Origin of the sequence: Microbacterium sp. APC 3901, assembly GCF_030407765.1 — a bacterium.
Classification (GTDB): domain Bacteria; phylum Actinomycetota; class Actinomycetes; order Actinomycetales; family Microbacteriaceae; genus Microbacterium.
Window position 1 is genome coordinate 144,737 of the sequence record NZ_JASDCU010000009.1, and the last position, 19,508, is coordinate 164,244.

At 68.6% G+C, this 19,508-nt stretch carries 22 protein-coding genes; 10 read left to right on the top strand and 12 right to left on the bottom strand.

Going from position 1 to position 19,508, the window contains the following annotated elements:
* Positions 1-71: 71 nt before the first annotated feature.
* Both QMA07_RS10335 and dapD read right to left on the bottom strand, forming a co-directional pair.
* Positions 72-1,481 (bottom strand): DEAD/DEAH box helicase, encoded by a 1,410-nt coding sequence (locus tag QMA07_RS10335; protein ID WP_290161544.1) that lies wholly within the window; start codon positions 1,479-1,481, stop codon positions 72-74.
* A gap of 227 nt (positions 1,482-1,708) precedes the next feature.
* Positions 1,709-2,662, bottom strand: a complete 954-nt coding sequence (gene dapD, locus QMA07_RS10340) for a 2,3,4,5-tetrahydropyridine-2,6-dicarboxylate N-succinyltransferase (RefSeq protein ID WP_290161546.1) — start codon at positions 2,660-2,662, stop codon at positions 1,709-1,711.
* A 65-nt stretch (positions 2,663-2,727) separates the two neighbouring features.
* Here dapD and dapE point away from each other — a divergent pair, with 65 nt between their 5' ends.
* From dapE to QMA07_RS10355, 3 genes are all read left to right on the top strand, one after another.
* The gene (dapE, locus tag QMA07_RS10345) at positions 2,728-3,801 is read left to right on the top strand and encodes a succinyl-diaminopimelate desuccinylase (RefSeq protein WP_290161547.1); all 1,074 of its coding nucleotides are present in this window, start codon (positions 2,728-2,730) and stop codon (positions 3,799-3,801) included.
* Positions 3,783-5,000, top strand: a complete 1,218-nt coding sequence (locus tag QMA07_RS10350; protein ID WP_290161549.1) for a hypothetical protein — start codon at positions 3,783-3,785, stop codon at positions 4,998-5,000. Before dapE ends, QMA07_RS10350 begins: the two co-directional genes overlap by 19 nt.
* Before the next feature lie 96 nt (positions 5,001-5,096).
* Positions 5,097-5,270: a DUF3117 domain-containing protein gene (locus tag QMA07_RS10355; RefSeq protein WP_079112537.1), complete on the top strand. Its 174-nt coding sequence runs from the start codon at positions 5,097-5,099 to the stop codon at positions 5,268-5,270.
* Positions 5,271-5,359: 89 nt separating this feature from the next.
* On the opposite strand, the gene QMA07_RS10360 is transcribed toward QMA07_RS10355, so the two are convergent.
* Positions 5,360-5,995: a class I SAM-dependent methyltransferase gene (locus tag QMA07_RS10360; protein ID WP_290161550.1), complete on the bottom strand. Its 636-nt coding sequence runs from the start codon at positions 5,993-5,995 to the stop codon at positions 5,360-5,362.
* A gap of 89 nt (positions 5,996-6,084) precedes the next feature.
* Here QMA07_RS10360 and QMA07_RS10365 point away from each other — a divergent pair, with 89 nt between their 5' ends.
* On the top strand, positions 6,085-6,471 hold the full coding sequence (locus tag QMA07_RS10365) for a Sec-independent protein translocase TatB (protein ID WP_290161552.1): 387 nt from the start codon (positions 6,085-6,087) through the stop codon (positions 6,469-6,471).
* Positions 6,472-6,581: 110 nt separating this feature from the next.
* On the opposite strand, the gene QMA07_RS10370 is transcribed toward QMA07_RS10365, so the two are convergent.
* The 4 genes from QMA07_RS10370 to QMA07_RS10385 are packed head-to-tail and all read right to left on the bottom strand — an operon-like array spanning position 6,582 to position 9,988.
* A complete protein-coding gene (locus QMA07_RS10370) occupies positions 6,582-7,055 on the bottom strand; it encodes a YcxB family protein (protein WP_290161554.1) in 474 nt (157 codons plus the stop codon).
* A gap of 7 nt (positions 7,056-7,062) precedes the next feature.
* Positions 7,063-8,181, bottom strand: coding sequence for an Mrp/NBP35 family ATP-binding protein (locus QMA07_RS10375; RefSeq protein ID WP_290161556.1), 1,119 nt, complete (start codon positions 8,179-8,181; stop codon positions 7,063-7,065).
* Positions 8,178-8,723: a DUF1003 domain-containing protein gene (locus tag QMA07_RS10380; protein WP_290161558.1), complete on the bottom strand. Its 546-nt coding sequence runs from the start codon at positions 8,721-8,723 to the stop codon at positions 8,178-8,180. The genes QMA07_RS10375 and QMA07_RS10380 overlap by 4 nt, the downstream gene beginning before the upstream one ends.
* Positions 8,723-9,988, bottom strand: a complete 1,266-nt coding sequence (locus QMA07_RS10385) for a CBS domain-containing protein (RefSeq protein ID WP_290161560.1) — start codon at positions 9,986-9,988, stop codon at positions 8,723-8,725. Before QMA07_RS10385 ends, QMA07_RS10380 begins: the two co-directional genes overlap by 1 nt.
* Before the next feature lie 100 nt (positions 9,989-10,088).
* Here QMA07_RS10385 and QMA07_RS10390 point away from each other — a divergent pair, with 100 nt between their 5' ends.
* The 4 genes from QMA07_RS10390 to QMA07_RS10405 all read left to right on the top strand — a co-directional run bounded on the left by QMA07_RS10390 (position 10,089) and on the right by QMA07_RS10405 (position 12,656).
* Entirely contained in the window at positions 10,089-10,847 is a 759-nt protein-coding gene (locus tag QMA07_RS10390) for a general stress protein (protein ID WP_290161562.1), read from the top strand.
* Between the two features lie 224 nt (positions 10,848-11,071).
* Positions 11,072-11,611 carry a DUF4870 domain-containing protein gene (locus tag QMA07_RS10395; RefSeq protein WP_290161564.1) on the top strand — a complete coding sequence of 180 codons (540 nt, stop codon included), beginning with the start codon at positions 11,072-11,074 and terminating at the stop codon, positions 11,609-11,611.
* Complete coding sequence (locus tag QMA07_RS10400; protein ID WP_290161565.1) at positions 11,611-12,264, top strand: alpha/beta family hydrolase; 654 nt, start codon at positions 11,611-11,613, stop codon at positions 12,262-12,264. The genes QMA07_RS10395 and QMA07_RS10400 overlap by 1 nt, the downstream gene beginning before the upstream one ends.
* Positions 12,261-12,656 (top strand): VOC family protein, encoded by a 396-nt coding sequence (locus QMA07_RS10405; protein ID WP_290161567.1) that lies wholly within the window; start codon positions 12,261-12,263, stop codon positions 12,654-12,656. The genes QMA07_RS10400 and QMA07_RS10405 overlap by 4 nt, the downstream gene beginning before the upstream one ends.
* A 218-nt stretch (positions 12,657-12,874) precedes the next feature.
* Here QMA07_RS10405 and QMA07_RS10410 read toward each other — a convergent pair whose 3' ends face one another.
* Together QMA07_RS10410 and QMA07_RS10415 are read right to left on the bottom strand one after the other, a co-directional pair.
* Positions 12,875-14,296, bottom strand: a complete 1,422-nt coding sequence (locus tag QMA07_RS10410; protein ID WP_290161569.1) for an aminopeptidase P family protein — start codon at positions 14,294-14,296, stop codon at positions 12,875-12,877.
* A 37-nt stretch (positions 14,297-14,333) separates the two neighbouring features.
* Positions 14,334-15,356, bottom strand: a complete 1,023-nt coding sequence (locus tag QMA07_RS10415) for an endonuclease/exonuclease/phosphatase family protein (RefSeq protein ID WP_290161570.1) — start codon at positions 15,354-15,356, stop codon at positions 14,334-14,336.
* 88 nt (positions 15,357-15,444) lie between these two features.
* On the opposite strand from QMA07_RS10415, the gene QMA07_RS10420 reads away from it, so the two are divergent.
* Complete coding sequence (locus tag QMA07_RS10420; protein ID WP_290161572.1) at positions 15,445-16,320, top strand: PHP domain-containing protein; 876 nt, start codon at positions 15,445-15,447, stop codon at positions 16,318-16,320.
* 91 nt (positions 16,321-16,411) lie between these two features.
* On the opposite strand, the gene QMA07_RS10425 is transcribed toward QMA07_RS10420, so the two are convergent.
* Positions 16,412-17,935: a DEAD/DEAH box helicase gene (locus QMA07_RS10425; RefSeq protein ID WP_290161574.1), complete on the bottom strand. Its 1,524-nt coding sequence runs from the start codon at positions 17,933-17,935 to the stop codon at positions 16,412-16,414.
* A 167-nt stretch (positions 17,936-18,102) separates the two neighbouring features.
* On the opposite strand from QMA07_RS10425, the gene QMA07_RS10430 reads away from it, so the two are divergent.
* Positions 18,103-18,816 carry a ferritin-like fold-containing protein gene (locus tag QMA07_RS10430; RefSeq protein WP_290161575.1) on the top strand — a complete coding sequence of 238 codons (714 nt, stop codon included), beginning with the start codon at positions 18,103-18,105 and terminating at the stop codon, positions 18,814-18,816.
* A 10-nt stretch (positions 18,817-18,826) separates the two neighbouring features.
* Here the strand turns inward: QMA07_RS10430 and QMA07_RS10435 are convergent, their stop codons facing one another.
* Positions 18,827-19,114: a hypothetical protein gene (locus tag QMA07_RS10435; protein WP_290161577.1), complete on the bottom strand. Its 288-nt coding sequence runs from the start codon at positions 19,112-19,114 to the stop codon at positions 18,827-18,829.
* Positions 19,115-19,121: 7 nt separating this feature from the next.
* Positions 19,122-19,346 carry a DUF3107 domain-containing protein gene (locus tag QMA07_RS10440; protein WP_290161579.1) on the bottom strand — a complete coding sequence of 75 codons (225 nt, stop codon included), beginning with the start codon at positions 19,344-19,346 and terminating at the stop codon, positions 19,122-19,124.
* Positions 19,347-19,508: the final 162 nt, after the last annotated feature.

A 19,508-nucleotide genomic window follows, 5' to 3' on the forward strand; every position in this document is an offset into this window, starting at 1 on the left:
GGCAGGACGCAGAAAGAGGCGGGTGCGGCGATGCCTGAGCATCGACGCACCCGCCTCTACGACAGCTGGTGTCAGCGGCCCTGCGAGCTCCAACCGCGGCCGCCCTGGCTGCGAGACTGACCGCCCTGGCGGGATCCGCCCTGTCGTGAACCGGCCTGCGCTGCCGGCGCACCCTGGCCGCCCTGGCCCGAGCGGGGTCGACGGCTGCGACGCGACGGCGGGTTGGCGGCGGAGTTGCGCTCGCCACCAGCCGGGCGCTGCTTGGGTGCCTGGCGCTGCTGCTGCTGCTGGATGGGCGCAGGACGCACGTGCGCGGCGCGTTCGGGAACCAGCTCGCTGACGGCGGCCGTCGTGACGGGCTCGAGGGCCGCGCTGATCGCTGCCTTGCGCAGGAGGTCCTTCACATCGCGGCGCTGCTCGGGGAGCACCACCGTGACGACGGTTCCCGCTGCTCCGGCACGAGCGGTGCGACCCGAGCGGTGCAGGTACGCCTTGTGCTCCATCGGCGGGTCGACGTGGACGACGAGATCGACGTTGTCGACGTGCACTCCGCGTGCCGCGACGTCGGTGGCGACGAGAACGCGGACGCCACCGGCTTCGGGGGCCGCCGAGAAGGCGCTGAGGTTGCGCTCGCGCGCATTCTGCGACAGGTTGCCGTGGAGGTCGACCGCCGGGATTCCGGCTGCGGTGAGCTGCTTCGCGAGCTTCTTGGCCTGGTGCTTCGTGCGGGTGAAGAGGATGCGGCGGCCGGTGCCGGACGCGAGTTCGCGTACGAGCTCGGTCTTGTTGTCGGTCGAGTCGACGACCAGCACGCGGTGGGTCATCTCGCCGACGGGGACGCTCTCTTCGTCGACCTCATGGCTGACGGCGTTCGAGAGGAAGCGGCGGGCGAGTGTGTCGATGCCGCGGTCGAGGGTGGCGCTGAAGAGCAGACGCTGGCCGCCCGCCGGCGTGGCGGTGAGGATGCGGGTGACGCCCGGGAGGAACCCGAGGTCGGCCATGTGATCGGCCTCATCGAGGACGGTGACCTCGACGGCGTCGAGCTGCACGACCCGCTGCTTCATCAGGTCTTCCAGGCGGCCGGGGCACGCGACGACGATGTCGACGCCGTTGCGCATCGCCTGCTCCTGCGGGCGCTGGCTCACGCCGCCGAAGACGGTCGTGACGCGCAGTCCCTTGGCCTCGGCGAGCGGTGCGATGGTCGCTGCGATCTGCGTGGCGAGCTCCCTTGTGGGGGCGAGCACGAGACCGCGCGGGTGGCCAGGGCGGCTGTTGCGTGAAGACGCGGAAAGGCGGGCGACGAGGGGGAGCGCGAAGGCGATCGTCTTGCCGCTGCCGGTGCGGCCGCGGCCGAGGAGGTCACGACCGGCGAGAGAGTCGGGAAGCGTGTCGCGCTGGATTGCGAACGCCTCGGTCTTGCCGTCCTTGGTGAGGACGGCGGCGAGGTCGGCGGGCACGCCGAGATCGAGGAAGGAAGTCATAGGGGGTATCTCCGTGAAATGCACGCACGTACCAAGGGGCCGGGTGCGGAAGGGTGGGCGACGGCGCGGGATCGCGCATCGTTTCGCCGTTCGAAATGGCCAGAACCAGGCAAGTGGCGCGGGAGCGTGTCGACGACGCAGACGTCTCGCATTGCGAGGATCGTCGGTTCGACAGTATCACGCGTCAGAGGGAGAAGCCTGGGACGCGCTCCTGCTCAGCGCGTCGCTCAGGCGTGGAGCGCCTCATTGAGAGTGACGCCGACACCCGCGCGCCGCACGGCCTCGACTGCTCCGCTCAGCGAGTTGCGGCGGAACAGCAGTCCATCCTGACCTGACAGCTCGGCACCCTTGACCGTCTTCCTGCCGCCATCGGCGGTCGCCGGGCCGTCGTGGAGCACGATCTTGGTGCCCGCCGTCACGTACAGCCCGGCTTCGACGATGCAGTCATCGCCGAGCGAGATGCCGATGCCCGCGTTGGCGCCCAGCAGCGTGCGGGCTCCGATGGAGACACGGTGTGAGCCGCCGCCCGAGAGCGTGCCCATGATCGACGAGCCACCGCCGATGTCGCTGCCGTCGCCGACCACGACCCCCTGAGAGATGCGTCCCTCGACCATCGAGGCACCGAGGGTGCCCGCGTTGAAGTTCACGAAGCCCTCATGCATCACGGTCGTACCGGGGGAGAGGTGGGCGCCCAGGCGGACGCGTGAGGCGTCAGCGATGCGCACGCCCGACGGCTGCACGTAATCGGTGAGTCTGGGGAACTTGTCGAGCCCCTGCACCTGGATCCCCGCCCGCTGGAGCAGCGGGCGAAGTCGTGCGGCGTCGGCCGGGTGCACGGGGCCGGCATTGGTCCAGGCCACGTTCGGCAGGTGGGCGAAGATGCCGTCCAGGTTGAGCTCGTTCGGTCGCACGACCAGGTGCGAGAGCGCGTGCAGTCGCAGGTAGGCGTCGACCGTCGACGTGGGCGCGGCATCCAGATCGATGTGCAGCTGCACGGTCTCGACGGTGACGTTGCGGCGCTCGTCGGGACCTGTCAGATCGTCGAGAGAGACGAGTGCAGCCGCGGCGTCTTCGGTCGACGGAGCCGCGGTGAGCACCTCGGGGAACCACGCGTCGAGAACTGTGCCGTCGCCGGCGATCGTCGAAAGTCCGGTACCCCATACGGTGCGCGCCTCAGTCATTCCTCCACGGTATCGCGAGCGGGCGTGGACGATCGCACAGATGTCGGGGTAAGTAGGCTGGGAGCATGATGCTCGATCTGACCGCGTCCTCCGTCGACCTGACCCGTGCGATCTGCGACATCCCGAGCGTGTCGGGTGACGAGAAGGCCCTTGCGGATGCCATCGAGCAGGCGATCTCCGCGTATCCCCATCTCGAGGTGATCCGTCACGGCAACACGATCGTGGCGCGCACTGATCTCGGACGAGCGCAGCGCGTCGCGATCGCCGGACACATCGACACCGTGCCGATCAACGCCAACGTGCCGACGAAGGACGTCGAGATCGACGGTGTCGAGCACCTCTGGGGGCGCGGAACCGTCGACATGAAGAGCGGTACCGCGGTGCAGCTGAAGCTCGCCGCGGAGCTCACGGAGCCCTCGGTCGACATCACCTGGATGTGGTACGACAACGAAGAGGTGGAGGCATCGAAGAACGGGCTGGCGCTTCTCGCTGCGGTGCGGCCGGATCTCTTCCGGGCCGACTTCGCCATCCTCGGCGAGCCGTCGAACGGTGAGGTCGAGGGCGGATGCAACGGCACGATGCGTGCGATCGTGCGCACGAGCGGCGTCCGCGCCCACGCCGCTCGCGCCTGGATCGGCGAGAACGCCATCCATCGGGCCGCCCCGATCCTCGCGCGGCTTGCCGAGTATCGCGCGAAGGAGATCGCGGTCGACGGGCTGCTCTATCGCGAGAGCATGAGCGCCGTCCGGATCACAGGAGGAGTCGCGGGCAACGTGATACCCGATGCCTGCGAGGTCGAGGTGAACTACCGGTTCGCTCCGAGCAAGTCTGCGGCGGATGCGGAAGCGCACATCCGCAACCTCCTGGCCGGCTTCGACGTCGAGATCACCGATGCCGCCGAGGGTGCGAGGCCAGGTCTCGATGCGCCGATCGCCCGGGACTTCGTGGCTGCCGTCGGCGCCGAGCCGCGCCCCAAGTACGGATGGACCGACGTCGCACGCTTCTCTGCACTCGGCATCCCCGCCGTGAACTACGGACCGGGAGACCCGCACCTCGCGCACCACGACGAGGAGCGGGTTCCGCTCGCGCAGATCGACGCCGTCGAGCGAGGACTGCGCGCATGGCTCAGTTCGCGCTGACCGCCACCCGCCGATGGGCGAGGGCGCCGCTGGCGCTGCGGGTCGCCGTGATCTACCTCGCTGCCCGCGCCGTGACGACGGCGATGATGATCGCGGCGGCCACCCAGTCGACGTCCCTGTCGAGGTTCGGGGTAGAGCCGGGGCTCGCGGACTTCATCGTCGGGTGGGACGCGCAGTGGTACTGGCTCGTCGCCGAAGAGGGGTATCCCTCCTCTCTTCCCCTCACTGAATCCGGTGAGGTCGCAGAGAACGCCTGGGCGTTCATGCCGGTGTTCGCCTTCGCCGCCAAGGCGGTCGGTTTCGCCTTCGGCTCGTGGGGGGCGGGCGCTCTCCTGCTGTCGTTCGTGGCCGGTTACTTCGCCTGTCTCGGGCTGCACCGACTGCTGCGCGATCGCATCGGCGCGCGGGCGACGATGTGGTCGGTGGTGTTCTTCGCCTCCGGTCCGATCGCGGCGATGTTCCAGATCGGGTACGCCGAGACGCTGTTCCTTCTGCTGCTCTTTCTGGCGCTCGACGCCACGGTGCGCAGGAACTACGTCTGGCTCTATCTGCTCATCCCCGTGATGGCTTTCACGCGACCGGGGATCCTCGCGTTCGCTCTCTACCTCGGTCTGCACGGCATCCTCCGCTGGTGGCACCGCAGAGAGGACCCGCTCGCCCCGCGAGAGATCGTGCACATCGTGACGCTCGGCGCGCTCGCCACGATCGCCGGCTTCTCGTGGCAGGTCATCGCCGGCCTCGTCACCGGAGACCCCGGCGCGTACCTCGCGACCGAGCTCGCATGGCGCAGGAACTGGCTCGTCGGCGGCGTCGACGGATTCGTGCCGTTCGAAGGCTGGATCCAGGCGTCCCAATTCTGGTTCGCCCAGTGGGGGCTTCCTGACGCGGGGGGCCCGGTCGCTCTGGCACTCCTCGTCGTGGCGACGGGCGCCGCCCTTCTCTACCTGCCCCAAGTGCGGGCTCTCGGTCCCGATCTCAGACTCTGGAGCGCGAGCTACCTGCTCTACTTGCTCGCCGTCTTCTTCCCCCAGTCGAGTACGTTCCGGCTGCTACTGCCGTTGAGCCCTGCCTGGGGCGCACTCGCCGTGCCGCGCTCGCGCGTCTGGCGGCTCGGGGTCCTGGTGGCGTGCCTGCTGGGTCAGTGGCTCTGGATCCACCACATCTACGCCCTGGGGAACACGTTCTGGCAGGTGCCGTGAATGTTAAGGCTTGATGCATTTCTTCATAGGGTACGTCCAGGTTCCGGTAACACCCGATAAACTGATCGCATACCACCGGAGGAAAAGGAGCCCACGATGGCAGCGATGAAGCCGAGGACCGGAGACGGACCCATGGAGGCCGTAAAAGAAGGACGACTCATCATCGTGCGCGTCCCGCTCGAAGGAGGCGGCCGTCTGGTCGTCTCCGTGAACGACGCAGAGGCGAAGGAACTCCACGACGTGCTGGCAGCCGTCGTGAAGCCCGCCTGAGAGAACTCGAGTCCGCGCACGCGGATTCACGAAGAGGGCGACGGATCATCGATCCGTCGCCCTCTTCCGTCTGTGCGGGATGTCGGCGCTCAGGCCTCGCCGACGCTGATCAGCTGCAGCAGGCCCTCGCCGGAGGTCGACACGGTCGCCAGCACCGCGGACGACTCCTGGGTCTCCTGCACGAGTGAACGATAGGCCGAGGTCACCTCGTCGCGCTGCACCGGGTCGGCCACGCGGCCGCCACCGAGAATCCGGGGGACCAGGACCATTCCGCCGGTACGCACCAACCGCAGCCCGTGCTCGACGTAGTCGATGACGTTCTCCGGGTCTGCATCGACGAGCACGATGTCGTAGGACGCTTCGTTCATGCGCGGAAGCACGTCGGCGGCGCGACCGGTGATGAAACGAGCCTTCGTCGCAGGGACCCGAGCGTCGGAGAACGCCTGACGCGCCGCAGCCAGGTGCTCCGGTTCGTTGTCGATCGAGGTCAGCACGGCCTGCGGTGCCCCTCGCAGCAGCCAGAGGCCTGAGACGCCGGCTCCGGTGCCGATCTCGACGATCGACCTGGCGCCTGTCGCGGCGGCCAGCACGGCGATCTGCGAGCCGACGGCCGCGCTGATCGGCGACGCGCCGAGTTCGATGGCGTGCGCACGCGCGCGGGCGATCGGCGAAGGCTCCACGATCGACTCGCGGATGAAACGTGCGTTCGCATCGTTCTCGCTCATTGACTGATTCTCCCGACTGAGATATGTGTTCCCCCAGCGTATGCGCTCGGTGCGCGGCACAAGGGCAGGCGCGGCGGTAGCCTGGACACATGCAGTTCGGGATCACCTTCGAGAAGCTGCTGCTCATCGGTCTGATCGCTGCGCTGCTCATCGGACCGGAGCGGCTGCCCCGCTACGCCGAGAGCGTCGCGAAGCTCGCTCGGCGTGCCGGTGAGTTCCTCCGCGACACCAAATCGCGCGTCCGCGACGAGATGGGTCCCGACATCGACGACGTCGACTGGCGCAAGCTCGATCCTCGGCAGTACGATCCCAGACGCATCATCCGGGACGCGCTCTTCGAAGACGATGCGGCACCCGGGCCGGCCAGGGCGGACGCGGTCGTCGCCGAGCCGACGGTGAAGCCCGCGCGGACTCCGAGGGTGCGACCGGAGTTCTCCGTCGCGAGTCCGCCGCCGTTCGATCCCGAAGCCACGTGACGCGGACGACGTTCCGATCGGGAGGACGACGGCCGTCGACCTCGACGCCGGGGCGCGAGTGGGCATCTGGGCCAGCGGTATCTCTGAGGTCGTACCCCACCTGAGCGCGGTCAGCCGATTCTGGACCGCAGCGTCCCGATGTCGTCGTCGGTCAAGAGGGCACGCGGGACTGCCGTGATCGCAGACGCATCTCGAAGCTTGAAGAGCACGGCATGTCTGCCGGCGCGCACGCTCTGGAAGGTGCTGTAGGAGATGTCCGACGATCGGCTGCCGGCGCCGACATGCAGAGCGGTGTCGTCGAGCCGAAGCCACACGGTGCTGCCGGGAGGAGTGGCGGCCCGAACGGCGCGTCTGGCGCCGGCGACCGTCATGACCACCGCGTAGACCATGAGGGCGACACTCGCGACGGGCAGCAGCCCGGAGAGCCCCCGGGCACCGTCCGTGGCGGTGAGGTTGAGGATGCTGACGACGAATGCCGCGAGGAGGGCGATCCACATCACGATCGCGACGGGGCGGGTGAGGGCGTAGATCGCGGCGTCGCGTGCCATGCCCCGCAGCAGCTGTTCGTCGACGGTGAGAGCCACGACCGTGCTAGCCCAGTGTCATGGGGAGCGATCGGCCGGCGAGGCCTCGCCCCTGGGTCGCGAGGGACGCTGCGAGGTCCCGGATCGCGACGGCGGCCGCATCCCCGGGGGCGCTGAGCACCACAGGCACCCCTTCGTCGCCTCCGGTCCGCAGCGCAGGACTGAGAGGGATCGATGCGAGCAGCGGCACGGACTGCGTCTCCGACAGCGCGCTGGCCACGGCAGCGCCGCCCCCGGAGCCGAACAGATCGACCACGGTCCCGTCCGGAAGAGTGAGGGCGCCCATGTTCTCGACCACGCCGATCACCCGCTGCCCGGTCTGGCGGGCGACCAGTCCGCTGCGGATCGCCACGTCGGATGCTGCCGCCTGCGGCGTCGTGACGACGAGCACCTCGGCGTGGGGCAGCAGCTGCCCGATCGAGATGGCGATGTCGCCGGTGCCGGGAGGCATGTCGATCAGCAGGATGTCGAGGTCGCCGAAGAACACGTCTGTCAGGAACTGCTGCACGGTGCGGTGCAGCATCGGTCCGCGCCAGGCGACCACCGCTTCGCCGTCTCGGAGGAACATGCCGATCGAGATGGTCTTCACGCCGTGGGCGACCGGCGGAAGCATGAGGTCATCGATGCGCGTGGGCTGCGTGCCGGCGGGGATGCCGAGGAGCCCCGGGATCGAGAAGCCGTGTACATCGGCGTCGACGAGACCGACCGAGAGCCCCTGAGCGGCGAGCGCCACGGCGAGGTTCGCCGTCACGGTGGACTTGCCCACGCCGCCCTTGCCGCTCGAGACCAGGATCACCCGGGTGAGGGAGTCCGGGCCGAAGGGCATCTGGCGAGGAGGTCGCCCGTCACGGAGCTTCTCGGTGAGCGCCTTGCGCTCGGACGGAGTCATCACGCCGACCTCGACGTCCACCTCGGCGATGCCGGGCACCGAAGCGGCTGCGGTGCGGACATCGGATTCGATGCGAGCCGCTGCAGGACAGCCGACGATCGTCAGCACGATCGCGACGCGCGCGTGTGCTCCATCGACGCTGATCTCCCTGACCATGTCGAGGTCGCCGATGGGGCGTCGCAACTCGGGGTCGGTGACAGCGGCGACGGCCGCTCGGACGGAGTCGGCTGCGCTCATGATGACGTGGAGCGACCGCGGGGGCGTCGCTCGGCTGCCTCGTCGTCCTGCTCTCCGAGCTCGGCGAGCAGCGACTTGAGTTCGTGGCGCAGCACATCGCGGGTCACGACCTGATTGTTGCGCTCTTCGAGCGACATCCGCAGTGCGACGATCTCGCGCGCGAGGTACTCGGTGTCGGCGAGGTTGCGCTCGGCCCGCTGGCGATCCTGCTCGATCTGCACGCGGTCCCGATCGTCCTGACGGTTCTGCGCGAGGAGGATCAGAGGGGCCGCGTACGACGCCTGCAGCGAGAGCATGAGGGTGAGGGCGGTGAAGCCGAGCGCGGCGTCGTCGAATCGCAGGTGGTCGGGCAGCAGGGTGTTCCAGCAGATCCAGAGCACGCAGAACAGCGTGAGGATGAGCAGGAATGCCGGGGTGCCCATGGCCCGGGCGACCCATTCCGTGAACCGGCCGAAGCGGTCGCGTGACGTGGGCCGCTGCCGAGGGGTGCCGCGACCCAGCGGGGCGTCGAGCTGGGGGGAGCGAGAGCGGGAGCGGGGCATCAGCGCACCTCCTTCGGGACCGACGGCTCGTCGCTGTCATGCGTGCGCCAGTCGTCGGGCAGCAGATAGTCGAGGACGTCGTCGATGCTGATCGCGCCGACCAGGCGATGGGCGGCGTCGATCACCGGTAGCGAGACCAGGTCGTAGCTCGCGAGCATCCTGGCCACCTCGGCCGCCGATGCGGTGACGCGCACCGGGTCGAGACTGTCGTCCATGATCGCGCCGAGACGCTCGTGCGGCGGGTAGCGCAGCATCCGCTGGAAGTGCACCATGCCGAGCAGTCTGCCTGTCGGAGTCTCGAAGGGCGGCAGTGTCACGAACACGGCTGCGGCGAGGGCGGGGTGCAGCTCGTGACGTCTGATGAGCGCCAGCGCCTCGGCCACGGTGGCGTCGGCGGAGAGGATGATCGGCTCGGGGGTCATGAGACCACCGGCCGTGTCGGGGCCGTAGCGCAGCAGCATCCTGACGTCCTCGGCCTCCTCCGGTTCCATCAGCTCGAGCAGTTGCTCGAGGCGATTGGGCGGCAGCTGGGCGAGGAGATCCGCGGCGTCGTCCGGCTCCATCTGGTCGAGGATGTCGGCGGCTCGCTCGTCGCCGAGCCGGTCGAGGATGTGCACCTGCTCGTCCTCGGGCATCTCTTCGAGAGCGTCGGCGAGGCGATCATCGGAGAGTTCCTCTGCGACTTCGATCATCCGCTGCTGCGGCAGATCGAGCAGAGTGTTCGCGAGGTCGGCGGCGTGCAGTTCGGAGTACGAGGCGACGAGCTGTTCGGCCGATTGCGACTCGCCGGGCGAGTGCTGCTCGGCGACCTCGCTCCAAGCGGCGAAGGTCGTCGGACCCTTGGCGAAGGGAGACGCGCTGGTCTTGGGCCGACGGAGGAAGAGCTGGCTGACGGCCCATTCGCCCAGGCGGTTCGGCTCGATGGCGACATCTTCGATGACAGCCGTGCCGGTGCCGTCGACGAGGTTGACACGTCGACCGAGGAGCTCTGCGAGAACCCTCACCTCGCCGGCCCGGGGGGAGAAGCGGCGAACGTTGATGAGTCCGGTGCTGATGACCTGGCCCGCACGGATCGACGTCACCCGGCCTATCGACAGGAAGACGTGCCGCCGCCCGGGGATCTCGACAACGAGGCCGATGACGCGTGGAGCAGCCGTACTTCGGTACACGATGACGACATCTCGGACTTTGCCGAGCCGGTCGCCCACGGGATCGAAGACGGCGCAGCCTGCCAGGCGCGCGGCGAATACCCGTTGTGTGCTCACTCGTCCAGCGTAGTGCGCGGGGTCCTTCCGCGGCCCTCGGCGGGGCCGCGACGGGACACACTCCCGGCCCTGTCACCACAAGGCATGGAACAATGGCGGGATGAGCATGCTGAACCGTCCAGCTGACAGCCGCGATGAGGGCGAGATCGTCGCCTCGACCCGCGATTACGAAGGCGCCCAGAAGACGGTGTCGAAACTGATCGCCCAGGAGGTGCCGGCCCGAGACATCGCGATCATCGGGCAGAGTGTCCGGACCGTCGAGCGCATCACGGGGCGACTCGGCTATGCCGCCGCAGCACGATCAGGAGCGATCAACGGAGTGCTCATCGGCCTCTTCCTCTCCGCGATCCTCGTGATCGGCAACCCCGAGGTGCCGATCCAGCTCTTCGTCGGGTTCGTCTTCATCGGCGTCGCGCTCGGAATGCTCCTCAGCCTCGTGACGTACGCGATCGTGCGCCGACGCCGCGACTTCGCGAGCGTCACGCAGTTCGCCGCTGACCACTACGAGGTGCGAGTGCAGGCGACGTCGCTCGCTAAGGCGCGTCTCGCCCTGGGGGCGGCCACCCCCGCACCGGTGCGTGCGCCCGTCGATCTGAACGAGCCGCCGAGGTACGGCGAGCGCATCGCTCCCGGTGGCCAGCCCGCTCCTGCTCCCGCGCCTCCGGCAGCACCTCCCGTCTCGCCAGAAGATCCGACTGGCGGGCCGACCCCGCCGCTCGGCGGCCCAGAGGCGCCTTCGGAAGAGCCGACAGTTCCGCCGCGCCCCGCGGATCCGACCGCGCCTCCCGCCGCGCCTCCGATCGACACGCCCGACCCTGGCAAGCCCGGTCTTCCGCCCACCTCGGCGGGAACCGTCTGATGTCCGACGAACAGCGCGAGACCGACTCCTCCGCGACGCCCGTGCACCCCGCGGTTCCTCCCGTTCCTCCCGCGCCTCCCGCGCCTTCCGCGCAGGGGGAGGTGCCGTTAGCGCCCGAGTACGGCTACGGTCCGCCGCAGGCTCCGGTGTACGGTTATGCCCCGCCGCAGTCTCCAGGCTCTGCGCAGCAGCCCCCGCCGCAGTCTCCGGGATACGTTCCGCCGGTGGCTCCTGGTCAGACTCCGGCGCCTCCGCAGCCGGTCGGATACGCCCCGCCCCAGACGCCGCTTCAGGGCTATCCGGCACAGGGCCATCCGGCACAGGGCTATCCGGCACAGGGCTATCCCGTCGGCACCTATCCGGCAGCCGTGCCACCGCGCGGCCTGCTCCCGTGGGCGCTCGGCCTCCTGATCCTGGTGCCGTTCCCCTTCGTGGGCGGACTCGCCTCAGGGATCGCCATGGCCGTCAGCGGCGGATCGTCTCGTCGGTTCGGAGGCGTGGCCGGTGAGAACGCTCGGGCGGCCGCGAACTGGGGCCTGACGTATCTGCTCGTGTCGACGGTTCTGCTCATCTCGCACTTCGTGATCCTGTTCTCGCTCACCGCCGATTCTCCGTCGAGCGGTTTCTACCCCATCGGCATTCCGATCACGATCTACTTCGCGCTGTCGCTCTTCCACGTCGTCCTGGTCATCATGGGCATGGTCAAGGCGTCGAGCGGCAAGGTCATGCGCGTACCGTTCGCGATTCCCTACCTGCGCGCCTGATGGTCGAGGTCATCGTCGATCTGCCCACCGGACCTACCGCAGTCTCGGCTGACTGGTCGGCAGGGGACAGCGGATCGACCGTGATCATCGCGCACGGCGCGGGCACCGGCAAAGACCACCCCTTCCTCACCGGCTTCGCCGAAGAGCTCGCCTCCCTCGGACATGCGACGCTGCGCTTCAACTTTCCGTACGTCGAGCAAGGGCGCAGGATGCCGGGGCCGGCGACGCACGCGATCGCGACCTGGAACGCGGTGGTCGCCTTCGCGCGCGAGCAGGACCCGGCTGCGGCGATCTGGGCGACCGGCAAGTCATACGGCGGTCGGATGGCATCCATGGCTGTCGCACAGGGGCTCTCCGTCGACGGGCTCGCGTACTTGGGATACCCGCTGCACGCGCCGGGCAAGCCGGAGAAGCCTCGGGCCGAGCACCTTCCGGCCATCAGCATTCCCCAGCTGTTCATCGAGGGCACGAACGATCCGTTCATCCAGCCTGTGACGCAGTTCGAGGAGGTCGTCTCGACCTGTCAGGACGCGCGGGTCGTCTGGATCGAAGGCGGCGGTCACACCTTCGAGGTGAAGGGGCGCAAGTGCCCCGCATCCGAGATCGGCGCGTCGCTCGCCCCGTTCATCGCGGACTTCGTGCGGCACTCGTGAAGGGCCTGCACCACGTCGAGATCTGGGTGCCCGACATCGATCGAGCCTCGGTCAGCTGGGGCTGGCTGCTGGAAAGGCTCGGTCTCGAGCTCACCGGCGAGTGGCCAGGTGGGCGCACCTGGTCGGCGGAGGGCGCGTACGTGACCGTGACGACGTCCCCGAATCTCACAGGCACCGAGCACGACCGCCGTCGCGCCGGGATGAATCACCTGGCTTTCTGGGGTGGCGCCCGTGCAGAGGTCGACGCGATCATCAGCGACGCCGAGACACAGGGGTGGCGTCCGCTGTACAAGGACCGGTACCCGCATGCCGGCGGGCCGGATCACTATGCCGGGTGGGTCGAGAACGACCAGGGATTCAAGGTCGAGATCGTCGCGGATCCGCCCGCGTAGCTCCATCGCCGCAGCCTCGGCGGCGGGTTCTCTGCCGATTCTGTGACGAGGGGGAACCGAGCCGTGACGTCGTCGCCGACTCGGACGATCGTGTTCACGGTGCCCGTGGTGTGTACGCGCTCGATCGGCAGGTGGGCGAGCGCCGCAGACCGCTGCGCGATCGATCGCGCAGCGGTCTCCTCGGTGAGCACGAGTGGGTCTTCGTGCATGCAGCGGGTTCAGCTCTGGACGCGAGCGATCCAGGCCTCGACCTCGTCGGCGGTGCGCGGGATGTCGGCCGACAGATTGACCGGACCGTCCTGCGTCATCAGGATGTCGTCTTCGATGCGCACTCCGATGCCGCGGTATTCCGCGGGCACGGTGAGGTCGTCGATCTGGAAGTAGAGGCCGGGCTCGATCGTGAACACCATGCCGGGGGTGAGGATGCCGTCGTAGTACATCTCCCGACGGGCCTGAGCGCAGTCGTGCACATCGATGCCCAGATGGTGCGACGTGCCGTGCACCATGTAGCGACGGTGCTGTCCGCCGGCATCCGCATCCAGTGCCTCCTGCGCGGTCACGGGGAGCAGCCCCCACTCGGCGACACGGGCGGCGATCACGCGCATGGCGGCCTCGTGCACCTCGCGGAAGCGCACGCCGATCCGTGCGGCGGCGAACGCGGCATCCGCAGCCTCGCGCACCGTCTCGTACACCCGGCGCTGCACCTCGGTGAAGGTGCCGGACACCGGCAGAGTGCGGGTGATGTCCGCGGTGTACAGGCTGTCTGCCTCGACACCGGCATCCACGAGGATCAGGTCTCCGGGCACGACGGATCCGTCGTTGCGGGTCCAGTGCAGGTAGCAGGCGTGGGGACCGGATGCGGCGATCGTGTCGTAGCCCTCGCCGTTGCCGTCTTCGCGAGCGCGGCGATGGAAGACGCCCTCGACGACCCGCTCGCCTCGGGCGTGCGAGATCGCCTCGGGAAGCGCACGGATGACGTCCTCGAAACCCTTCGCGGTGATGTCGACGGCTCGGCGCATCTCGGCGATCTCGTACTCGTCCTTGACGAGGCGCAGCTCGGACACGAAGCGGGTGAGGTCATCGTCCTCTTCGAGCACGAGCTCGCCCTCGATGTTCGAGAATCCTTCGAGGTGGTCTGTCGCCACGTCGAGGTCTGCCGCGACGCCTGCGAGCGAAGGGCGAGGGCCGATCCAGAACTCGCCGACGGTGGCATCTGCGTAGAACTCGGTCGTCGTGCGGTCAGCTCGCTCTCGGAAGTACAGCGTCACGTCGTGTCCCGAATCGGTCGGCTCGAACACGAGGATCGAGTCGGGCTCGGCATCCGATGCCCACCCGGTCAGGTGCGCGAAGGCGGAGTGGGCGCGGTAGGGGTAGTCGGTGTCGTTGCTGCGCTGCTTGAGCGAGCCGGCCGGAATCACCAGACGCTTGCCGGGGAACGCGGCAGAGACGGCGGCGCGGCGCACAGCGGCGAACGGCGCCTGTGCGCGGGGCGCGGGGATCGACTCGGGTCGCTCTGCCCATCCGGTCGAGATCGTGTCGAGGAATCCGCGCGGGAAGGGCTGCTTCCGGTTCGTGGTCGTGGCTTCGACGGGGGTCTCTGTGGTGGGCTCTGCGATCGTGTCGCGTTCTGCGGTGCTCATCCCTCCAGTCTGTCACCTGCGTGACGACTGCGGGATGTCAGCCTGCGGGTTCGAGCTGCACGACGAGGCCGCGATGATCGCTGCCACCGCCGCCGCCGATCACGACCGATCCGGTCGTGGTCCAGCTGGGCGATGCCATCACGTGGTCGATCGGCGTGCTCAACAGTGCCGGCAGCGAGCTCGGCCAGGTGCCGCTCAGGCCGTTGCCCGATCGGGTGGCTGCGTCGCGGCAGTAGCCCATGTCGCCGCCGTCGACGCCGAGTCCGGCCATGTGGTCGATCGTCGCGTTGAAATCTCCGGCGAGGATGAAGTCGCCGGCAGGGCACTGGTCCGCGATCCAGCGCAGATCGCTCTGCCACTGCGCCATATCGTCCACCCGCGGTGCGACGGCGTGCACGGCGACGATCGTCGGGCCCTCGCCATCGACCGGCATCAGCACCGCACTGGGCACCGAGCCGGTGTTGTTCGAGCCGTCCTCCGACGACGCGATCACGGAGTACTCGCCGAGGTCGGGGGAGACCAGGACGGTCGTATGCCACGACTTCGGGCCGTCGACGACGTCGGGTTGGAACTGCACGTGGTGCACCCACATCGGGTGGTCCTGATCACGCAGCAGCACAGCGACCTGCTCGCCGACCTCTTCCGTGGTCTCGGGGAGCGCGACGATGTCGGCGCCTCGATCGAGGATCTCCCGGGCGATCTCCTCGGCTGACACCGCATCGCCGGCGGTGTTCCAGGTGAGCACCCGAAGGCTCGAATCGGTGGGGGCGGGGAGCGTGTCTGCACCGAACCCGCGCAGGAAGCCGATGGCTCCCGTCGCCGCGGCCCCGAGCAGTGCGACGATCAGGATCGACGCCGCGAAGCCACGCAACGGCTTGGCGAGGAGGAGCAGGAGCGACAGCGCAGCGATGATGAGGAGTGCTGCGAGCACGACTCCGCGAGCGGCGACGATCTGAGCGAACGGGAAGGTCTGCTCGAGGCGGAAGAACTGCGGCCACACCATGACTGCCGTCGCGATCGCGAACAGCACGGTAACGAGGATCCCCAGTAGTCGAAACATCCCCTCCAGCCTAGAAGTCCTCGCTGTGAAGTCCCTAGAGCGACGGACATGCGCGACCGTCGTCGGCTGTCGTCGGTACGCTCGGAGCATGGCCTCCGCTCGCTCCCGTCGTTTCGCCGGTCCGTCCGACCTGCACATGCACTCCAACCATTCGGACGGCACGGAGGCGCCCGCCGAGGTCGTGCGTCAGGCGCAGCGGTTCGGGGTGCGCACGATGGCGCTGACCGATCATGACCGCACCACGGGGTGGGACGAGGCGGCGGCGGCGACTGCCGAGCTCGGCATGACGTTCATCCCCGGCATGGAGCTCTCGGCGAAGCACGAATGGCGCAGCGTGCACGTGCTGGGCTATCTGTTCGATCCGCTCGACGAGGAGCTCAGAGCCGAGACCGACCGGATCCGAGGGGATCGGATCGGCAGAGCCGAGCGGATCGTGCGCAGCATCGGTCGCGACTACGACCTCGACTGGGACGACGTGCTCGCCCAGACCACCCTGGATGCGACGGTCGGCCGTCCGCACATCGCCGACGCTCTCGTCGCTCGGGGGATCGTGCGTGATCGCACCGAGGCGTTCGACGGGATCCTGCACCCGCGCGAGGGCTACTACGAACCGCATTACGCCCCGGACCCACTGACCGCGGTGCGTCTGATCACGGACGCCGGAGGAGTGGCGATCATCGCACACCCCGCGACGATCGGCCGCGACCACATGGTGCCGCTGCAGTTCATCGAACGGCTGATCGACGCGGGCTTGGGCGGTTTCGAGATCGACCACCGTGAGAACACCACGGCGGGCAAGAAGGCGTTGCATGCGATCGCGGCGAAGCACGACCTGATCATCACCGGCTCGAGTGACTACCACGGCACGGGAAAACCCAATCTGCCGGGCGAGAACACCACCTCCGACGACATGGTGCAGCGGCTGATCGAGCGCGCGACCGGAACCGCACCGCGCTACGTCTGATCTCGGGCGTTACGCCCCCCTGAGCTGTGCCTGCGTGGGACAGCAGAGGGGGCGGATGCCGCTGCTGCAGCATCCGCCCCTCTGACGTCCATCAGGCTCCGGTGACCGGAGCTGCTCCTGTGCCGCCCGAGCCGCCACGACGACGGCGGCGACGACGCGCCGGAGCGGGCTTGCCGTCATGGTGCTCCTTGCCGGCTCCGTCATGGGTGCCGGCGCCCTCGGCGCTGCGATCGGCCGACGGTGCGGACTGCGAGCCATCGGCAGAAGCTTCGGAAGCGCCCTCTGCGAACGTGGAACCCACCGGGGTCGAACCGCCCCGCCGACGCCGACGCCGACGAGTGCCGCCCTCGTCCGCGCCCTCCGCTGCGACGTCTGCCGCACGCTCCGGACGCGGAGCCCGCTCGGTCTTCACCGACTGCGTCTTCGGCGCCGACACGAGGCGGCCCTTCGTTCCGGCGGGGATGTCGAGGTCTTCGAACAGGTGCGGGCTCGACGAGTACGTCTCGGTGGGTTCGGGCTGGCCGAACTCGAGGGCGCGGTTGATCAGCGCCCACTTGTGCAGGTCTTCCCAGTCGACGAACGTCACGGCGATGCCGGTCTTGCCCGCGCGCCCGGTGCGGCCGACGCGGTGCAGGTACGTCTTGTCCTCGTCGGGGATCGTGTGGTTGATCACATGCGTGACGTCATCGACGTCGATACCGCGGGCGGCGACATCGGTCGCGACCAGCACATCCCGCTTGCCGGCCTTGAAGGCCGCCATCGAGCGCTCGCGCTGATCCTGGCCCATGTCGCCGTGCACGCCGCCGACATTGAATCCGCGGTCCGAGAGCTCGTCGACCAGACGCTGCGCGGCACGCTTCGTGCGCGTGAAGATGACGGTCTTGCCGCGACCCTCGGCCTGCAGGATGCGCGCGATGATCTCGTCCTTGTCGAGCGAGTGCGCCCGGTAGACGAGGTGCTTGATGTTGGCCTGCGTGAGGCCCTCATCGGGGTCGCTGGCACGGATGTGGATCGGGTTCGACATGAACCGCCGAGCGAGCGCGACGATCGGGCCGGGCATGGTCGCGGAGAACAGCTGCGTGTGCCGCACGGCGGGGACCTTCTGGAAGATCTTCTCGATGTCGGCGAGGAAGCCGAGGTCGAGCATCTTGTCTGCCTCGTCGAGCACGACCTCGGTCGCGTTCGACAGGTCGAGCAGGCGCTGGCCTGCGAGGTCGATCAGACGACCGGGCGTGCCGACCACGATCTGCGCCCCGGCCTTGAGCTGGTCGATCTGGCCCTCGTACGCCTTGCCGCCGTAGATCGCGACGACGCTCGTCGAGCGATTGCTCGTGAGCAGGTCGATGTCCTCGTACACCTGCACCGCGAGTTCGCGAGTGGGAACGACGATGAGCGCCTTGACGCCGTGCTCGGGATCGAGCCCCAGTCTCTGCACCACGGGGATGCCGAATCCGAAGGTCTTGCCGGTGCCGGTCTTGGCCTGGCCGATGATGTCCTGGCCGGGAAGGCCGAGGGGGATTGTCTGCTCCTGGATGGGGAAGGCGTCGACGATGCCCTTGGCGGCGAGTGCGTCGATGATGTCCTGATCGATTCCGAGATCAGCGAAGGTTGTCAATGTTCAGATTGCCTGTCCGGCGACCTGCGAGGATCGCCACGTTCACGGATCCACGCCGTCTTTGTGCCACAGGCGCGGGCCCCGCTCCGACGGCGGGGACACCGACAGCCTACCCGAGGGGGTGGCGGCGCCCGGAAGGACTCCTGCGTCCGAGTATTGTGAACCCCGTGGTGAACTGGTTCTGGAAGCGTAGGACGCCCCGGCGCACACTGACGTTGCGCAGTCGAGGGGATCAAGGCGCGGCGACGCGCGTCGACTTCGCCGAACTCGCGCCGGAGCTGCCACGATTCCTCGGACAGGCCGCATACCTGCAGCTGGGCTACTTCGAGACGCTCACCCGGCTGATCAGGGCGACGCCCGAACTCTCCGAGAAGGAATCCCTGTCCCGTGCTGCCGGTGCCGCGCTGACGAAGCATCGGGCGATCGTCGAACTGATCGCCGAGCGCGGTGACGATCCGACGCAGCTCATGCTCCCGTTCCGCGAGAACCTCGACGCCTTCCGCCGCAAGACGATCGGGGCACGTCCGCGCGAGACGCTGTTGGCCGTCTACATCACCGCAGGCATGCTGGACGACTTCTACTTCGCGCTCGCCTCGAGCTACGGCGAGACCGGCGAGCGGGTGGCGGCGATCCTGGCCGAGGACGATGCGCGCCACGAGATCGTCGCGATCATCCAGGAGACCATCGACGGCGACGGCGAATGGCGGTCGCTGCTCTCGATGTGGGCACGCCGCCTGGTGGGGGACACGATTCTGGTGTGCCGCTCGGCGCTGCGGCAGCCCGAGCTCGCGGCCATGAGCGAAGACCGCGTCGAGCTGGTCTACACCGAGCTGATGGGCGCGCACGCCCGGCGCATGGATGCGATGGGTCTCGCTTCCTAGACCGAGACGCTCAGATGCCGAGCGCGGCCTTGGCGGACGCGTCGGATCGACGGCGTGAGGCGACGATCGCGACGGTGGCCGCGGCTGCGACGAGGACGGAGCCGACGATGCTCGCGACCCACAGCCAGATGCTGTCCTCTCCCACGCCGAGCCATTGCAGCCCCGTGTAGAACAGCGCTGCGAGCGCGGTGGCGATCGCGGGCGTCAGGGCGACCCCGCGCAGCTCGCGGCCACCGATCATGTAGTGGGCCGCGATGCCGAGCGCACACGCTCCGACGAGAGCGAGGAGGATGTACATCGTGGCGTCAGGCGAAGAAGCCGACGCGACGAGACTCCTCGGTGCCGAGCTCGATGTACGCGAGGTTCGCGGTCGGAACCAGGTAGGAGTTGCCCTTCACATCGGCGAAGCTCAGGTGAGAGGTGTTCTGCTCGAGAGCCGAGGAGACCTGCGAGCGGACCTCGTCCGCGCTCGAAGCGGTCTCGAAGCTGAGCTCGCGGCCGGTGTTGATGATGCCGATGCGGATTTCCACGCGTACTCCTGTTTTCCAGTCGACGATGCTGTGGTCGAGTCGGCCTCGGAGGCCGACGACTGCGCCCAACTCTACCGGGCGGCGGGACGACGGGATCCGCCGACCGGGCCGGTTTCGCCCTGAGCGCACAGCGTCGCGGGAACGGCGGCGGGCGGCGATGTC

Coding starts and splice junctions, on each gene's coding strand:
- QMA07_RS10360 (WP_290161550.1), bottom strand. CDS start 5,995: ATGAGCGAGAACGATGCGAACGCACGTTTCATCCGCGAGTCGATCGTG.
- QMA07_RS10410 (WP_290161569.1), bottom strand. CDS start 14,296: ATGAGCACCGCAGAACGCGACACGATCGCAGAGCCCACCACAGAGACC.
- QMA07_RS10375 (WP_290161556.1), bottom strand. CDS start 8,181: ATGAGCGCAGCCGACTCCGTCCGAGCGGCCGTCGCCGCTGTCACCGAC.
- QMA07_RS10400 (WP_290161565.1), top strand. CDS start 11,611: ATGGTCGAGGTCATCGTCGATCTGCCCACCGGACCTACCGCAGTCTCG.
- QMA07_RS10350 (WP_290161549.1), top strand. CDS start 3,783: ATGGCTCAGTTCGCGCTGACCGCCACCCGCCGATGGGCGAGGGCGCCG.
- QMA07_RS10415 (WP_290161570.1), bottom strand. CDS start 15,356: ATGTTTCGACTACTGGGGATCCTCGTTACCGTGCTGTTCGCGATCGCG.
- QMA07_RS10420 (WP_290161572.1), top strand. CDS start 15,445: ATGGCCTCCGCTCGCTCCCGTCGTTTCGCCGGTCCGTCCGACCTGCAC.
- QMA07_RS10380 (WP_290161558.1), bottom strand. CDS start 8,723: ATGCCCCGCTCCCGCTCTCGCTCCCCCCAGCTCGACGCCCCGCTGGGT.
- QMA07_RS10435 (WP_290161577.1), bottom strand. CDS start 19,114: ATGTACATCCTCCTCGCTCTCGTCGGAGCGTGTGCGCTCGGCATCGCG.
- QMA07_RS10390 (WP_290161562.1), top strand. CDS start 10,089: ATGAGCATGCTGAACCGTCCAGCTGACAGCCGCGATGAGGGCGAGATC.
- QMA07_RS10335 (WP_290161544.1), bottom strand. CDS start 1,481: ATGACTTCCTTCCTCGATCTCGGCGTGCCCGCCGACCTCGCCGCCGTC.
- dapD (WP_290161546.1), bottom strand. CDS start 2,662: ATGACTGAGGCGCGCACCGTATGGGGTACCGGACTTTCGACGATCGCC.
- dapE (WP_290161547.1), top strand. CDS start 2,728: ATGATGCTCGATCTGACCGCGTCCTCCGTCGACCTGACCCGTGCGATC.
- QMA07_RS10365 (WP_290161552.1), top strand. CDS start 6,085: ATGCAGTTCGGGATCACCTTCGAGAAGCTGCTGCTCATCGGTCTGATC.
- QMA07_RS10355 (WP_079112537.1), top strand. CDS start 5,097: ATGGCAGCGATGAAGCCGAGGACCGGAGACGGACCCATGGAGGCCGTA.